The sequence below is a fragment of the Psychrosphaera haliotis genome, from assembly GCF_039523615.1.
Lineage (GTDB): Bacteria > Pseudomonadota > Gammaproteobacteria > Enterobacterales > Alteromonadaceae > Psychrosphaera > Psychrosphaera haliotis.
Window position 1 is genome coordinate 507220 of record NZ_BAAAFQ010000004.1, and the last position, 16558, is coordinate 523777.

Below are 16558 nucleotides of genomic sequence, written 5' to 3' on the forward strand. Positions count from 1 at the left end.
ATGGAAAAGCTATTAAAAGGTTTAAAGAAGTTTCAAGATGAAGTCTATCCAGAGCATAAAGATAGATTTGAAGCTTTAGCACAAAGCCAAGATCCAGATGTTTTATTTATTACCTGTTCAGACTCCCGAATTGACCCTAATTTAATTACCCAGTCAGAGCCTGGGGAATTGTTTATCTGCCGTAATGCAGGAAATATAGTTCCGCCACATTCTCACGAAACTGGCGGCATGACAGCTTCAATTGAATATGCAGTTTCAGTATTAAAAGTAAGACATATTATTATTTGTGGACATAGCTCCTGTGGCGCAATGAAAGCTGCGATGAACCCATTATCTGTAAAGCGTCTTCCGCACGTAAAAGTTTGGTTAGATCATTGTCGGGCAGCTAAAGAAGCCGTACAACAAAAGCATGATCATTTAACTGATGAACATTTAGATGAAGTGACTAAACAAAACATTATTCTTCAAATGAATCATCTCAAAACACACCCAGCGGTATTTTCAAAATTACACACCAACGAAATACAAGTTCACGGCTGGATGTATGACATTAAAACAGGCAATGTAGAAATGTACGACGACAAGCAAACTCGGTTCATTAACGTTTAATGAGCAACTTAAACAGCCCAACATTGCACCCTAGAAACCGCCATCAAGTTGTTGATGGCGTTGCCTATCACTTTGATACGTTAACTGCAGCTAATCCTGATTTAAAATCTCATATTGTAGAACGTAAAAAAGGCCATCAAACTATCGACTTTGCTGACCCTAATGCGGTTAGAGAACTAAATAGAGCCTTGTTGCTTGCCTATTACGGCATTCACTTTTGGCAAATTCCTGAAAATGTTTTGTGTCCACCTGTACCTGGACGCGCCGACTATATTCACCACTTAGCGGACTTATTAGCCAAAAGTAACGATGGCGTCATTCCAACTGGCAAAAAAATCAAAGGTATTGATGTAGGAACCGGTGCAAACCTTATTTACCCAATCATAGGCCGACACGAGTACCAATGGTCTTTTGTAGGTTCTGAAGTTAATCCTTTGTCATTCCAATGTGCTGCAACACTGATTAAAAGTAATCCATACTTGAAGTCGCACGTTAAAGTGAAAAAACAAGATAATGCCAACTACTTTTTTAACGGCATAGTACAACCTGAACAAAAATTTGCCTTTACACTTTGTAACCCTCCTTTTCACCGTTCTGCAGAAGAAGCGTCTGCTGCCAATGCACAAAAAGTTGAAAACCTAGCTAAGTCAAAATCACTTCCTCCTCAAGCAACGCAATCTTTAAACTTTGGTGGCCAAAACAGTGAGTTATGGTGCAACGGTGGTGAAGTTGAATTCGTATGCAACATGATCAAGGAAAGTATTCAGATTAAACAGCAAGTGTTATGGTTTTCTAGTTTAGTCTCTAAAAAAGACAGTTTAAAAATCATCGAATCAGAATTAAAAAAAGCAAAAGTTCAGGAATATAAAATCATAGACATGGGCCAAGGACACAAAATCAGTCGTTTTGTCGCTTGGACATTTATTCCTCAAACACAACATAAAACCTGGTTCGAATAATAAGCCCAACAGAGGTCTTCATGTTTATAAAAAATAAAATAGCAGCCGCGCTAATTATTACTAGCGCCGTTGCCCTATCCGCATGCCAGCCAGATACAATATTCACCAGCGATCAACCTATTGAAGATAGTGCCGCCCATTTCCTAACTAGCAATACTTTAGTTATCAAAATGGCGAATGGTGCAGAAAAGTTAAAGCTTGTCTCTGAAAACAGACTTGGCGAAGAAGTTGTTATTGAATTAACGCCGACGGTATTAAATCCTGAATTGCAAAAACAATATCCGCATTTAGCTCAGTTTAGTGCATTCACTTTTGATGAGAAACTAGACTTCAACGCATTAGTTAAATCAATCAATATTGTTAAGTCCTTCAAAGACGGTAATTTAATTGCCAAATCATATGTTCAACAAGCTCGTTTATTAGATGACTTATTTACTCGCGGTAAAAACGATGCCAACGAAGTAAAAGACTTGGGCTCGAGCTTAACCAGTGACGGTGTTTCCTTTAAACTTTGGGCGCCTACCGCCGCTAATGTTTCTGTCCATTTATTTGATAAAAACAAAACTGCGCTGAGTGACGATCCTATTGAGTTAAAAGAAGATCTTAAAACTGGCGTTTGGTCATTAACAACCAAACTTGCGAGTCACGGTACTTACTATCAATATCAAGTTGAAGTCTTTCACCCTCGCACTGGCAAGTATGAAACACTTATTACAACAGACCCATACTCGTTAAGCCTTTCTGTAAACAGTAAGTACTCACAAGTAGTAGACCTAAATGCTCCAGAAACAAAGCCTGCAGGTTGGGCGCAACATAAAGTACCAACGGTAGAAGCGCCTGAAGATCTCATTTTGTATGAAACTCATATTCGTGATTTTAGTGCTTTTGATACCAAACTAAGCTCGGCAAGTTATAGAGGTAAATATAAAGCCTTTTCTGAGCGCGATAGCGATGGCATGTCTCACTTAATGGAACTCAAAGGTGCCGGACTTAATACGGTACACCTACTGCCAACTTATGACTTATCCACTATTAATGAAGACCCAGCGCAAGCTATTGATTTGTCTGACTCAATGGCAAAAGTTTGTGATTTAGTTGATGGCCTTAGTGTCTGTGATGAAGACGTTAAAGATAAAAGCCTTAATGAGTTACTGTCGAGCTATGATCCTCGCTCTGATAAAGCTCAAGATTTAATGGAAAAAATCCGCGGTTATGACAACTACAACTGGGGTTATGATCCATATCACTACACCGTTCCTGAGGGCAGTTATGCCGTAGATCCTGAAGGATTCTCTCGCCTCATTGAGTTTAGAGAGATGGTGATGTCTCTTCACAACAAGGGCTTCAGAGTAATAATGGATGTCGTGTACAACCATACTTTTGCTTCTGGTGTTGCTGAAAAGTCGGTTCTGGATAAAGTAGTACCAAACTACTATCACCGTTATGACCCAGTGACAGGTGTTCTTGAAACCTCCACATGTTGTGACAATTCTGCAACTGAAAATGCCATGATGGAAAAACTAATGACAGACTCGTTAGTTACCTGGGCACAGCAATATAAAATTGATGGTTTCCGTTTTGACCTAATGGGTCATCAGCCAAAAGATGCCATGATACGCTCACGTGAAGCTGTGGTTAAAGTAGACAGCGATACTTACTTTTATGGTGAAGGTTGGAACTTTGGTGAAGTTGCTAATAACAGACAGTTTGTTCAAGCTAGCCAAACTGAGTTAGCAGGAACTGAAATTGGTACCTTTACTGACAGGCTCAGAGATGCCATTAGAGGCGGAAACTTTCAAACCGCTAAAGAAGGTTTAAGACGTGACCAAGGTGTCGGTAATGGCCTAACCGTTGTTCCTAATGATCTTCAAGACAAAGACCTTCAAATAGATGAATACTTGCGTTCAATGGACCAAGTTAAACTTGGTTTAGCGGCAAACCTTGCTGACTATTCAATGGTTAACTCTTTTGGTACCACAGTTTTAGGTAAAGACATCCCTTACGGTGGTGGCCCAGCTGGTTACGCAAAAGACCCTGCTGATACCATTAATTACGTGTCTAAGCATGATAACCAAACGTTATGGGACAATAACCAGTACCGACTGCCTTATGACCTAACAACAGATCAACGCGTTCGTTTCCAACTGCTTTCCTTGTCTTATCCATTGATGGCGCAGGGCATTCCGTTTTTGCATATGGGTTCTGAGTTGTTACGTTCAAAGTCATTTTTACGTGACAGCTATGATTATGGCGACTGGTTCAACCGTGTTGATTTTTCATATCAAACTAATAACTACAACGTTGGCTTACCACCAGCAGAAAAAGACGTTGATAACTGGCCGGTCATTTCTACCTTGCTAGATAGAAACGAAGGTCGCGATCAAGTTCAGTCGAAACACATTCAACTGTCGTCAAAAGTCTTCCAAGATTTTATCAAAATCCGAATGAGCTCTAAGTTATTTAGGTTACGAACAGCGGATCAAGTAAAACACCAAGTGACATTCTTAAACCAAGATGTATTGGAAAACCGTGGTTTGATTGTCATGTACATTGCAGATAACGGTTTAACGGAAATTGATCCTACGCTGGAATCTATTGTGGTTGTGTTTAACAATACCGCCGAACCAAAAACGTTTAGCACCGATGCTAGTAGCTACCTGCTTCATGAAGCTCAAGTTAATGGCGCCGATGAAGTTGTTAAAAAAGCAAAAGCAACGGCAACCGGATTTGAAGTTCCTGGTTTAACTACGGCTGTTTTTGTCAAAGCACAGTAAGTTGCAACAAGTTATACGAAATCCTAGTTATCACTTTAAAAGTAGCTATCGCACGGTACCTACAGTAAATGTAACGCAGCTATGGTATTAAATTGCAGCTATTGCATGACAACTACCGTAAATAGGACGCAATAAAAAAGGGCTGATAATCAGCCCTTTTTATTTGCCTAAAATAAGCAATATTCAGTAAAGCTTAAGCTTTTGAAGCCACGTAGCTATCAACAAACCCTTCAAGGACGTTTAATGGTACAGGACCATTTTTAAGAATAACGTCGTGGAATTCACGAATATCAAACTTATCGCCCAAGGCTGTTTTTGCTTTTTCTCGAAGCTCTAAAATCTTTAACATACCAATTTTGTAAGCCGTTGCTTGTGAAGGCATTACAATGTGACGCTCAACCATTTTAACGGCGTCAGACACTGCATTTGGCGTATTTGTTACGTAATAATCAATACCTTGCTGACGAGTCCATTTTTGGCTATGAATACCGGTATCCACGACCAAACGGCACGCACGCCATAATTCCATCGCCAAACGACCAAAGTCTGAGTACGGATCTTCGTATAGGCCAATCTCTTTTGGAATTAGCTCTGAGTATAATCCCCAACCTTCTGTATATGCCGTGTATCCACCAAACTTGCGGAACATAGGAATGCCTTCAAGTTCTTGTTTTATGGCAATTTGCATATGGTGACCTGGAATGCCTTCATGATAAGCAAGCGCGGCCATTTGATACGTTGGCATTGCTTCCATGTCGTATAGGTTAGCGTAATAAATGCCAGGACGTGAACCATCAGGAGCAGGTTGTTGATAAAAAGCTTTTCCGGCTGACTTTTCACGGAATGCTTCAACTTGTTTAACAATCATGTCAGCTTTAGGCTTAGTTAAAAACAGTGAATCTAAGCGCGATTTCATATCGTCAATTAAGGCAACGGCCTCATCTAGATATTGCTGTTTGCCTTCTTTTGTATTGTCGTAATAAAACTGTTTGTCATTACGCATAAACTCAAAAAAATCGCTCAATTCACCGTCAAAGCCAACTTTGTTTTTAATCTCTGTCATCTCTTGATGAATACGAGCCACTTCGTCTAAACCAATTTTATGGATTTCGTTGGCTGTCAGATCAGTCGTCGTTGTTCGCGCTAACGCATTATTGAAGAACGCTTCCCCTTCTGGGAATTTCCACGCGCCATCTTTGTCATCGGCTTTCTTTTCTAAGGTCACTAAGTAACTAACGAGCTTGTCATAACCAGGCTTTAAACTAGAGATTAGAGCTGCTTTTGCTTCTGCAATTAACACCAACTTAGTTTCAGACTCTAGTTCTAAGGCATTCACTTTACGGCTGAAGTCAGACAAGATTGTGCTGTCGTCACCATTATCAAATGGTGCACCAACGATGATATTTTTTGAATCACGAATAACATGTGGGAATACAAACTTAGGCGCAATAATGCCTTTTGCTTCGCGAGCTTTTAGGTTTTCTACCACGTCAAAAAGAACTTTTTCAGCGCCTTTTATTCTTGAGATATAATCTCGCGCTTCTTTTTCGTTGGCAATTGAATGCTGGTTAATTAAAAATGCCGGTATTTGCGAGTGCGTACCAAACATTTGGTTTACTGGGTAATTATGTAAACGCCATTGGTGATCCGCAATTTCATTTTCCAATTGCTGAATATAAAGCTGACGACTTATTTTTGTTTGTTCATCTAGCTTAGACTCATCAATTGCTGCAATAGTTGCTAAGTCTTTTTTAACAATGGTCAGCTCTGCTTCTGCCGCTTCAGCTGACAAATTAAACCACTTATCATAATCATCTTTTATGCCTAAGTAAGTCTGAAACACGGGATTGCGCATCACGCCAGCCATGTATATTTCGTCAAAAACTTTGTTTGCTTCTACCGACGCTAACTTTATTTGTTCTTCAGAAATGTTTGCCTCTGCGGACGTAACTTGGTCATTAACCGCTGAAGATTCAGTGTTATTGCTGGTTGGTTTTGAGTCATTACAAGCTGTAATTACAAAACTCGATGCTATGGCTAACGCCAAAAATGTCTTATTTAGTTTCATGTTATTTTCTTATTATATTTTGGAAGTTTGTTAATCATTATACTGTTTTACCTTGCTCACCCAAAAGGTCAAGTCTGTATCGTTGAACAGCAGTAAAGTATTGATAATCAAGTGACACCGTAGAGTAAATGAATAAAGTAAAGTAAATGAATAAAGCAAAGGTGATAAAAAGGTCATAAAAAAGGCAATAAAAAACCAGCCTACATGGGCTGGTTTTTAGATAACGAGTAAATACGTAATTCTTACATATTTGGATAGTTTGGACCGCCGCCACCTTCTGGTGTTACCCAGGTAATGTTTTGCGCCGGATCTTTGATATCACACGTTTTACAATGCACACAGTTTTGAGAGTTGATTTGGAACTTCTGTCCCGCTTCTTCTTCAACTATTTCATATACACCAGCTGGACAGTAACGTTGCGCAGGCTCGTTAAACTGAGTTAAGTTTTGAGCTAGAGGAATTGTTTTATCCGCAAGTTTTAAATGTACCGGTTGGTCTTCTTCATGGTTAGTATTTGACAAAAATACACTAGATAACTTATCAAAGCTCAATTGACCATCTGGTTTTGGATACTCAATCATTTTGCTTTCATTAGCTGGCTTTAACGATGCGTAATCTGGTGTTTCGTCTTTAAACGAGAACGGTAATTTACCGCCAAACCAGTTTTGATCAATCGTATTGTAAGCACCACCAATAACAGTACCTAACTTGTGTAAAGCAGGACCAAAGTTTCTTGTTGAATAAAGCTCATCATACAACCAGCTAGCATCAAACGCAGTTTGATATTGAACAAGGTCTTGCTGACCTTCATCACCAGCCTTTAAAGCGTCAGCAATAGTTTCAGCTGCTAACATGCCTGATTTCATTGCTGCATGATTACCTTTGATTTTAGCAAAGTTAAGTGTGCCGGCGTTACAACCAACTAAAAAGCCACCTGGCATGGTCATTTTAGGAAGTGAGTTTAAACCACCTTTAGTGATAGCTCTTGCGCCATAGGCTATGCGCTTTGCACCTTTTAAGTGTTTTGCATAAACCGGGTGATGCTTTAAGCGTTGGAATTCGTCAAACGGACTTAAGTGTGGATTTGAATAGTTGAGGTCCACAATTAAACCACAAACGACTTGGTTATCTTCTGCGTGATATAAATAACCGCCACCCGTAGCGCCATCAGTTAGAGGCCAACCTGCAGTGTGAACTACTAAACCTGGTTGATGTTGTTCAGCAGGCACCTGCCAAATTTCTTTAAAACCAAGGCCGTAATGTTGAGGGGACTTGCCTTCATCTAGTTTATATTTAGAAATTAAAGACTTACCTAAGTGTCCACGGCAACCTTCAGCAAAAATCGTATATTTAGCTCTCAGTTCCATGCCCGGCATAAACGAATCTTTAGCTTGGCCTTCTTCATCTAAGCCCATATCACCCGTTTGAATGCCAACAACTGCGCCGTTGTCATCATATAAAACGTGAGATGCTGGGAAACCAGGGAAAATCTCAACACCCATGGCTTCAGCTTTTTCCGCTAACCAGCGAGATACATTACCCATAGACACGACATAATTGCCATCGTTGTGCATGGTTTTTGGGAACAACAATCCAGGTACCGCAGAAGCCGACTCTTCACTACGAAGAAAATAAACTTCATCGCTACTCACCGCCGCATTTAACGGTGCGCCTTGTTCTTTCCAGTCAGGAATTAATTCTGTTAATGCTTTTGGATCTAAAACGGCACCAGACAATATATGTGCGCCTACTTCCGACCCTTTTTCAACAACGCAAACCATTAACTCTTGCTCATTCTCTTCTGCTTTTTGCATCAAGCGAATAGCGGCCGACAAGCCCGCAGGGCCAGCTCCAACGATGACTACGTCAAAGTCCATTGATTCTCTTTCAATCTCAGCCAAACCTTGTCCCCTTTCTTTATCTATTATTTTTATACGCGCTATTTTACTCAAGAGAGCTATTTGAGCTACTTTTATTTAAAACAATTGCATATTTAGTCGTAAATCTATGTAAACAAATACACTTACTTAAACTTTTGCGTCAGTTACCTCATCTATTAAATAGTAGATGGACTGATAATTAATACCGCTGTGATGACTGAGCCCTATTTCGCAGGTCCTACTGGTAGAATAACCGCTTTGGCAACCCTGAACTTGTTGTTTTAGTTCAGCTAAGGCACTTTGATTAAGCTCCGGTACAGTAAAGCCTTTATCTCCTGCAAAACCACAGCAAGTAACTTGCTCCGGTATTACAACATTTGTTGCACAGACTTTCATAATATCTAAAGCTGCTGCCGCCTTATCGTCTTTGCGCGCCGCACAAGTTAAATGAAACGCAACAGGCTGTGTTTTTGGCGTAACGTTAAGCTTAGGCAATAAATGGCTATTAACAAAAGTTAAAGGGTCGAATAGGCGTAATTGATCCTTTTGACTTGACGCCAGTGCTGAAATTAACTGAGAACTGCATTGGCTAGTATCAATCAAAATAGGAAACTCACCCTGATTACTAGCCTTTAATAAAGACTCAAATAACGAATCCGCTTTTTGTTTTGCCTGTTCAGGAAAACCTTTACTTTTAAAGGGTAAACCACAGCATAACGAGTCAATTTGATCCGGCTTAATCACCTCATATCCAGCTTTATCAAGCAAACGATTAAAAACCACATCTTGTTGTGAGTCTAAGGCTTTATCTGTCGTTGTCGATAATGCGCTCCCGAATACTCGACTTACACATGCAGAAAACAACACCACTTTTGGTTTACCTATGCTCGAATTACTTTTCACCACACTTTTTGGAGCTTTGTATGCCTTGGGTAGCGCAGGTCTATTCAGATAGCCCATTTTACCGAACAGGCTATGGGGGAATTTAGGTTGAACAATATTTTGTTGATGTAGTTTGTCTTGTAAAAGCTTACTTTGAATAAAACGCCCAACTTTGACCCCAAACCGACTGGTCTTTACCGCTAAATCAAAGTAGTTAACAACTGTATTTGCTATTTTGTTTGAAAGTGCCGAATTAGATTTTGTTCTTAGTTGTCTGACTAAGTCACCCGTATTTATGCCAACCGGGCAGCTGGTTTCACATAAACCACAACCAGCACACGTTTCATTAACGTTATATTGAAAAGTTTTAATTAAGCTCTGAGATGAGTCATTGCAGGCCATCAAATGGCGCTGGGCTACTATACGTTGCCTTGGCGTAAAGGTTAAATTTCGGCTTGGGCACTGGCGTTCGCAAAAACCACATTCAATACACTTATCTATAAGCTCATTGCCCGCCACCAGCGGTTTAATGTTTTTGATAAACAGTTGTTGATCCTCCGTGATCATCACGTCTGGATTTAGTATGCCATTTGGATCAAACAGCCGTTTTATTTGAAGCATTACTTCATAAAGCGGAGTGCCCCATTCATGCTCAACAAAAGGAGCCATGTTTCTGCCTGTACCATGCTCCGCTTTTAAAGAGCCTTGATATTTATCAACAACGAGCTCAACCACTTTTCTCATAAATAACTCATAGCGGTCAATGTGTTCTTGAGTGTCAAAGGCTTGCGAAAATATAAAGTGGAGATTGCCATCTAGAGCGTGGCCATAAATCACTGCGTCATGGTATTCAAATTCCAACAACAAAGATTGAAGATCCACCAAAGCATTAGGCAAAGAATCAATAGGGAAAGCGACATCTTCTATCAGCGCCGTCGTTCCAGCTGGACGATTCGCCCCAACCGCAGGGAAAATTGCTTTGCGCATTTGCCAGTAGCACTTAATTTGCTTTGGCTCTCGAGTAAAAACGGCAGGCTCAAACAAAGTCAGTCCCGCTAATAAAGCTTCGGTACTCTTTACCCTTGCATCTAACTCTTGATTTGAATGACCTTCAACCTGAATAAGTAGAGCCACATTATTGTGTGAAATGTGATGTAAACACGACGGCATTCCAGGCTCATCTTTAATGGCTTTGAGCGCCAAGTAGTCTATTAACTCGGCTGCGGCAATACTTGAAGGCGATGAGATTTGTACTTCCTTAAGGCGTTGAACCGCAAGTCCTGCATCAGAAAGCGAATCAAAGATAACCAGTGAAGTTGCTTTAAAAGGTAAAATATCGACAGTTTTATGGGTGATGTGGGAAATAAATCCTAAAGTTCCTTCCGAACCTATCATCAAGTGGGAAATAACATCAATTACATCATCAAACTCTATTAAAGCTCGCAAGCTATAACCCGTGGTATTTTTAATTTGGTATTTTATTGAAATTTTTTCTACTAAATCGGGTTTTGATCTTACCTGCTGCATTAACAGCTCTATTCCATCAACTAACCCTTTGTTGTTCTTTATAAACTCACTTTGCTTTGACGGATTAGCTTTAATCTCTTTTGAGTCAAACTCATATCCGTTCGCTAAGATGAACTTTGCGCTGAGCATTTGACCATACGTGTCTAGTGAGTTCATGCCAGCGGCATTATTTATTGCCATACCGCCAACAGTTGCAGCATCAATTGAAGCTGGCATTGGCCCTAAAACTTTATTAAATGGGAGTAACGCAGAATTTGCAGCACTGCCTAGCACACCGCACTGCATTGTTATGGTTTGGCCGACATCTGAAATTTCATAATCTTGCCATTTACTTGAAAGCTTAATAAGCACTGAATCTGTGATGGCTTGACCGGAAAGGCTTGTTCCTGCGGCTCTGAAACAAACAGGAATTAAATACTGATTAGCGAGCTGTAAAGTCGACTTTAATTGGGTTTCGTTATCAACAATAACAAGGAGCTTGGCTATTAGTCGATAAAAACTGGCATCCGTGGAATAAACAAGATTTTTTAATGGGTCATCAATAAGTTGCGCGGCGGGTATGGCCGTTTTAAGTTCGCTTAAAAAAGACTGATAGTGGTTATCAGAAACAGAGGTGGCTGTGGGACTCATTAATTACACTCAAGTTATCGATGCAATTAATTAAAGCAAAGAGCCAAGCGACTCTTTGCTAGTCATTTTATCAAAAAGTTAATCTTGCTCTTTTCGAGTAAAACAAGGTGCATCTGGTTTTGACAGTTCCGAGTTATAAACATAACCTGCCATGTCGAACTTGAGCAAGTCTTCTAACGTTTCTACTTGGTTTTTTATTAAGTACTGAACCATCATGCCGCGTGCTTTTTTTGCAAAAAAGCTGATCATTTTGTATTGACCGTTTTTCCAATCTTTAAAGGTTGGCGTAATTAATGGCGCGTTCAATTGTTTTTTCTTAACCGACTTAAAGTATTCCGTTGAAGCCAAGTTGATTAAATATGGTGCATTTACCGCATCAATTTGTTCATTAATTTTGTTTGTGACAATGTCACCCCAAAAGTGATAAAGGTTATCGCCACGAGGGTTTGATAGTTTTGTGCCCATCTCTAATCGATATGGCTGCATCAAGTCTAATGGTTTTAATACACCATAAAGGCCAGACAAAATACGAAGGTGTTTTTGTGCATAATCAAACTCTGCATCATTAAAGCTTTCAGCTTCTAAGCCTGTGTAAACATCACCATTAAAGGCAAGCACGGCTTGTTTTGCGTTTTCAGGAGTGAAGTCTGGCTGCCACTCTGTAAAGCGAGCTGCATTCAGCCCTGCTAATTTGTCGCTAATATGCATCAACGAACTTAAATCTTGTGGCGTTAAATCTTTACATACATTCGCTAACTCTGTTGCATCCGACATTAATTCCGGTTGCGTATACTTTTGAGTTGCAGGCTTAGTTTCATAATCTAAGTTTTTTGCCGGAGAAATTACATACAACATATTAAATCGCTTCTTTTTTGATTTGAAAAATGAGTTAAAGACTAGCTTACCGTCAACCAAATAATAATATGTAACGCCGCTACACTCATGCTTAACTTTGCTCTTAGGTCAGTATACCAAGTTGGATAACACTTTGTTAACTCGGTTTTCTGCTCAATTTGCCACACCACTAAAAATAATAAACCGCCAACAAATAAAGCCGCTTTACCAACTATAAAAATATTGCCCCAAGCGAGTATTGATAACAATATCGCCGACCAGATAAGACTGCGGCTGCGAACCTTAACTTGTTGCCGATACTGCCCTGCCAACAATCCAAATACCCATAATGATCCCGCTAGGAAACTAAGTATAACGGCGCTGTACATTCTAAAAATAAAAAGTGGGTCACCACCAACTAGGTTTAAGTTTGGGAACCAAGCGCAAAGTGCAAAATAAAGAAAAGGAATCAGACCACCGTAACCAAATAAGGTGACTGTACTTTTAAGAGAATCATCTATGTTTGATTCATTTGAAACTGTGTTCATTTTATTCTCGATTTAAGCGGTAAAACTACAGTTTGTCGTAATTTTACGAAGGTTTTAAATAAATATACGCATAAGTCTACAAAAACCGTGGTTTAATTACGAATCATGCTTGAATAAATTCATCTTTCTTTGTAGTTTTAGCATCAAGTAATAATCATCACAATGCCGCAAAGCCAACTATACTGTTGGTGTCCAGAAAGTAATCAATTCTACGTCTATTCGGCACAAAAAGTTTTCAGGAATAAAAAATGTCTAGTGTATTAAAACAATTAAGAGAAATGACCACCGTTGTCGCTGATACTGGCGAAATTGAAGCAATTGCAAAGTTCCGTCCGGTTGACGCAACAACAAACCCGTCATTGTTATTAAAAGCGGCTCAAATCCCAGAATACTCAAAGTATATTGATCAAGCTGTAGCGTGGGCAAAACAGCAATCAAATGACAAAGCGCAACAACTTGAAGATACCTCTGACCAACTAGCGGTATTAATTGGTAAAGAAATCAATGCTCTAATCCCTGGCCGTATCTCCACAGAAGTTGACGCAAGATTATCATTTGATACCGAAAAAACAGTCGCTAAGGCACTTCGTTTGATAGAGCTGTATGAACAAGCTGGCATAGCTCGTGATCGCGTATTAATAAAAATGGCTTCCACTTGGGAAGGCATCAAAGCCGCTGAAATACTAGAGCAACAAGGCATACAGTGTAACTTAACCTTGTTATTTAGTTTTGCTCAAGCAAGAGCCTGCGCAGAAGCTGGCGTATTTTTAATTTCTCCATTTGTAGGCCGTATTTTAGATTGGCACAAAGCGAATGGTGAGAAGCAAGAATTCAGTGGCGAAGAAGATCCTGGCGTTATTTCAGTTCGCAACATTTTCCAATATTACAAACAACATGGCTACAACACAGTAGTTATGGGAGCAAGCTTCCGAAATACTGACGAAATCATGGCGTTAGCTGGATGTGATCGCTTAACAATAGCACCGGCTTTATTAGAAGAATTAGACGCAATAGAACAGCCTTTACCAAAAGCGTTATCTTTTGAAGGCAACAAATCTGAGCGCCCAGCCGCAATGACGGAAGCAGAATTCCGCTGGGACCATAACGAAGATCCAATGGCGACTCAAAAGTTAGCTGAGGGTATTAGTAACTTCGCTAAAGACCAAGTGAAATTAGAAGCTTTACTGTCAGCCAAATTATAGGGTTTTAGTTTCATGAGTCAGACTATTTTAGATTCGCTACAGCCTCATTATGCACGTTTAAAAAGCGTGCATATGAAAGACCTGTTTAAACAGGAAGCGTCAAGAGCGCGTTTGTTCACTAAAAAGGCATGTGGCTTCACCTTAGACTTTTCTAAGAACAATATTGATAAAGACGCATTTGAAGCTCTAATTTCAATGGCTAATCAAGCAAACTTGAAAGAAAAAACAGCACAAATGTTTTCCGGTGGCGTCATTAATACAACGGAAGACCGAGCTGTTCTTCATACTGCTTTGCGTTCACCAAAAAACAGTGAAGTCATGGTTGATGGCCAAAACATTATTGAAGATGTTCATAACGCTTTATCAAAAATCGAATCATTTGTTAATGAAGTACACAATGGCACACGCAAAGGTTATACCGGCAAAGCCTTTACAGATGTTATAGCCATTGGTATTGGTGGCTCATTTTTAGGTCCTAAAATAGTAACTGAGGCGCTAAAACCTTACAAAGTAAAATCACTAAATGTGCATTTTGTTGCTAATGTTGATGCACATCATATTACCGACGTGCTCGCTAAGTTAAATGCTGAAACAACACTAGTTATCATGAGTTCAAAGTCTTTTGGTACTCAAGAAACCCTGAAGAATACAGAAACAGCAAGAGATTGGTTGTTAGCGCAAGGCGCTAAGTTTGAAGATATCAGCAAACACTTTATGTGTGTATCTAGCAACATTGCTAAAGCGACCGAGTTTGGCATTAACCCTGATAACATTTTTCCAATGTGGGATTGGGTTGGCGGTCGTTATTCTCTTTGGTCAGCGATAGGTTTACCTATTGCGTTAGCCATTGGTTATAAAAACTTTGCCGATATCCTTGCCGGTGGTCACGACATGGACGTGCATTTTCAATCAACGCCATTTGAAGATAACTTGCCGGTAATAATGGCAACCTTAGGTGTTTGGTATCGAAACCTGTTTGGCAGCCAAGCGCATGTGCTATTGCCTTACAGTCATTACCTTAGAGGCTTTCCAGCTTATGTTCAGCAGCTGGATATGGAATCAAATGGCAAGTCTACCGATACAAAAAATCAGCCAATTGACTATGCTACAGGCCCAATTATTTGGGGTGGTGAAGGAACAAACGGACAACATGCATTCCACCAGTTAATGCATCAAGGCAATACCGTTATTCCTGCTGACTTTATTTTACCTATTAAACCAAACCACTCAGAAGTGGAACACCATCAAATGTTAGCGGCCAATTGTTTTGCACAAACCCAAGCATTGATGCAAGGTGAGACGGTTGAAGAAGTAACTCAAAAGTTAGTAGCGAAAGGCATGTCAGACAATGACGCAAAGTCACTGGCCACTCATAAACGTATGCCAGGTAATCGTCCGTCGAATACTTTGCTAATGGAAGAGCTATCACCAAAACAACTTGGTGCTTTAGTCGCTCTTTATGAGCACAAAGTGTTTGTCCAAGGCGTAATTTGGGATGTGAACAGCTTTGATCAGTGGGGCGTTGAACTTGGCAAGGTATTAGGCGAGTCTGTACTCAATGCGCTTCAAGGGCAACAAACTGAAACGCTAGATTCATCAACCCAACAGTTGGTGGACAGTTTTAGAAGCGCTGTTAAATAGAAGTCTTTATTGCATAAGGAAATGAAGTGAACCCAAAATATTACATAGAACTGTTATTACTGGCTTCTATTTGGGGCGCTTCATTTTTATTTATGCGTATTGCCTCCCCTGAGTTTGGCGCTTTAAATATGGCCGCTTTGCGGGTATTTATTGCTGGCTTAACTTTGTTACCTGTTTTTATCTACGTCACTAAAAAATCCTTACTACCACTTCCTAAAAAAGACCAAGTTAATATCTGGAAAAACTTAATTTTGGTCAGTGTTGGTAACTCTGTCATTCCGTTTATGTTATTTGCTTATGCAGCACTGTCATTAGAAGCGGGTTTAGCGTCTATTGTTAATGCAACAACGCCTTTGTGGGGCGCATTCTTTGGCGTATTACTATTTAACGCTGTACTTATACGAAGCGGTTGGTTTGGTCTTCTGATAGGCTTTATAGGGGTAATAGTACTAACACTGCATAAACTATCCTTTAGCTTAGACAACGACGTTCTCGCTATTCTAGCGGTGGTTTCTGCTACTTGCTTATACGGAATTGCATCTAACTACTCAAAAAAGCATTTAAATCATGTACCGTCACTTTTAGTTGCGTCAGGAACAATGTTTGTCGGCTCTATTATTGTATTGCCAATATTTTTTATAAATAACAATCTAGAATTTATCCTGTCAGTAAATAGCACAGCTTGGATGGCGATTATTGCCTTAGGTGCCATTTGTACTGGTTTTGCTTATATCCTTTTTTATCGACTCATTGAATGTACCAGCCCAACGATTGCCATGTCAGTCACATATCTCATTCCTATTTTTGGGGTTTGCTTTGGCAGCCTCTTTCTAAATGAACCTCTGTATTTAAATATGCTTTTTGGTGGAGTTTTAATTTTAGTTGGCGTTATGCTGACCACTGGACTTCATTTAAGACTAAAAAAGTTTAAGCAACAATAAGTTACGTTGAATGCCAGTTGACAGAACAAAAACCAAACCATTTTTGTTCATTTAACTTTCAAA

At 39.8% G+C, this 16558-nt stretch carries 11 protein-coding genes; 6 read left to right on the forward strand and 5 right to left on the reverse strand.

Annotated features, from left to right (window positions below):
• Genes ABD009_RS04845 through pulA form a run of 3 tightly spaced genes read left to right on the forward strand, consistent with a single transcriptional unit; the run spans position 1 to position 4342 of the window.
• Positions 1–609, forward strand: a complete 609-nt coding sequence (locus ABD009_RS04845; RefSeq protein ID WP_343823181.1) for a carbonic anhydrase — start codon at positions 1–3, stop codon at positions 607–609.
• Entirely contained in the window at positions 609–1568 is a 960-nt protein-coding gene (gene rlmF / locus ABD009_RS04850) for a 23S rRNA (adenine(1618)-N(6))-methyltransferase RlmF (protein ID WP_343823183.1), read from the forward strand. The genes ABD009_RS04845 and rlmF overlap by 1 nt, the downstream gene beginning before the upstream one ends.
• A gap of 20 nt (positions 1569–1588) precedes the next feature.
• Positions 1589–4342, forward strand: a complete 2754-nt coding sequence (gene pulA, locus ABD009_RS04855; protein WP_343823186.1) for a pullulanase-type alpha-1,6-glucosidase — start codon at positions 1589–1591, stop codon at positions 4340–4342.
• A gap of 193 nt (positions 4343–4535) precedes the next feature.
• On the opposite strand, the gene ABD009_RS04860 is transcribed toward pulA, so the two are convergent.
• The 5 genes from ABD009_RS04860 to ABD009_RS04880 all read right to left on the reverse strand — a co-directional run bounded on the left by ABD009_RS04860 (position 4536) and on the right by ABD009_RS04880 (position 12711).
• Positions 4536–6410, reverse strand: coding sequence for a DUF885 domain-containing protein (locus ABD009_RS04860; protein WP_343823188.1), 1875 nt, complete (start codon positions 6408–6410; stop codon positions 4536–4538).
• Between the two features lie 242 nt (positions 6411–6652).
• Entirely contained in the window at positions 6653–8302 is a 1650-nt protein-coding gene (locus tag ABD009_RS04865) for an electron transfer flavoprotein-ubiquinone oxidoreductase (protein ID WP_343823905.1), read from the reverse strand.
• A 135-nt stretch (positions 8303–8437) separates the two neighbouring features.
• Entirely contained in the window at positions 8438–11329 is a 2892-nt protein-coding gene (locus ABD009_RS04870; protein ID WP_343823190.1) for an FAD-binding and (Fe-S)-binding domain-containing protein, read from the reverse strand.
• Between the two features lie 78 nt (positions 11330–11407).
• On the reverse strand, positions 11408–12184 hold the full coding sequence (yaaA, locus tag ABD009_RS04875; RefSeq protein ID WP_343823192.1) for a peroxide stress protein YaaA: 777 nt from the start codon (positions 12182–12184) through the stop codon (positions 11408–11410).
• Positions 12185–12225: 41 nt separating this feature from the next.
• Positions 12226–12711 (reverse strand): DUF3429 domain-containing protein, encoded by a 486-nt coding sequence (locus ABD009_RS04880; protein WP_343823194.1) that lies wholly within the window; start codon positions 12709–12711, stop codon positions 12226–12228.
• Positions 12712–12959: 248 nt separating this feature from the next.
• On the opposite strand from ABD009_RS04880, the gene tal reads away from it, so the two are divergent.
• From tal to ABD009_RS04895, 3 genes are read left to right on the forward strand one after another with little or no spacing between them, the layout of a single operon-like run.
• On the forward strand, positions 12960–13913 hold the full coding sequence (gene tal, locus ABD009_RS04885; protein ID WP_155695654.1) for a transaldolase: 954 nt from the start codon (positions 12960–12962) through the stop codon (positions 13911–13913).
• A 12-nt stretch (positions 13914–13925) separates the two neighbouring features.
• Complete coding sequence (gene pgi / locus ABD009_RS04890; RefSeq protein ID WP_343823197.1) at positions 13926–15554, forward strand: glucose-6-phosphate isomerase; 1629 nt, start codon at positions 13926–13928, stop codon at positions 15552–15554.
• Between the two features lie 26 nt (positions 15555–15580).
• The gene (locus tag ABD009_RS04895) at positions 15581–16495 is read left to right on the forward strand and encodes a DMT family transporter (RefSeq protein WP_155695656.1); all 915 of its coding nucleotides are present in this window, start codon (positions 15581–15583) and stop codon (positions 16493–16495) included.
• Positions 16496–16558 lie beyond the last annotated feature (63 nt).

Excerpts from the sequence above, each read along its gene's own strand:
- ABD009_RS04845 (WP_343823181.1), top strand. The coding sequence starts at position 1 with ATGGAAAAGCTATTAAAAGGTTTAAAGAAGTTTCAAGATGAAGTCTAT.
- rlmF (WP_343823183.1), top strand. The coding sequence starts at position 609 with ATGAGCAACTTAAACAGCCCAACATTGCACCCTAGAAACCGCCATCAA.
- pulA (WP_343823186.1), top strand. The coding sequence starts at position 1,589 with ATGTTTATAAAAAATAAAATAGCAGCCGCGCTAATTATTACTAGCGCC.
- ABD009_RS04860 (WP_343823188.1), bottom strand. The coding sequence starts at position 6,410 with ATGAAACTAAATAAGACATTTTTGGCGTTAGCCATAGCATCGAGTTTT.
- ABD009_RS04870 (WP_343823190.1), bottom strand. The coding sequence starts at position 11,329 with ATGAGTCCCACAGCCACCTCTGTTTCTGATAACCACTATCAGTCTTTT.
- yaaA (WP_343823192.1), bottom strand. The coding sequence starts at position 12,184 with ATGTTGTATGTAATTTCTCCGGCAAAAAACTTAGATTATGAAACTAAG.
- ABD009_RS04880 (WP_343823194.1), bottom strand. The coding sequence starts at position 12,711 with ATGAACACAGTTTCAAATGAATCAAACATAGATGATTCTCTTAAAAGT.
- tal (WP_155695654.1), top strand. The coding sequence starts at position 12,960 with ATGTCTAGTGTATTAAAACAATTAAGAGAAATGACCACCGTTGTCGCT.
- pgi (WP_343823197.1), top strand. The coding sequence starts at position 13,926 with ATGAGTCAGACTATTTTAGATTCGCTACAGCCTCATTATGCACGTTTA.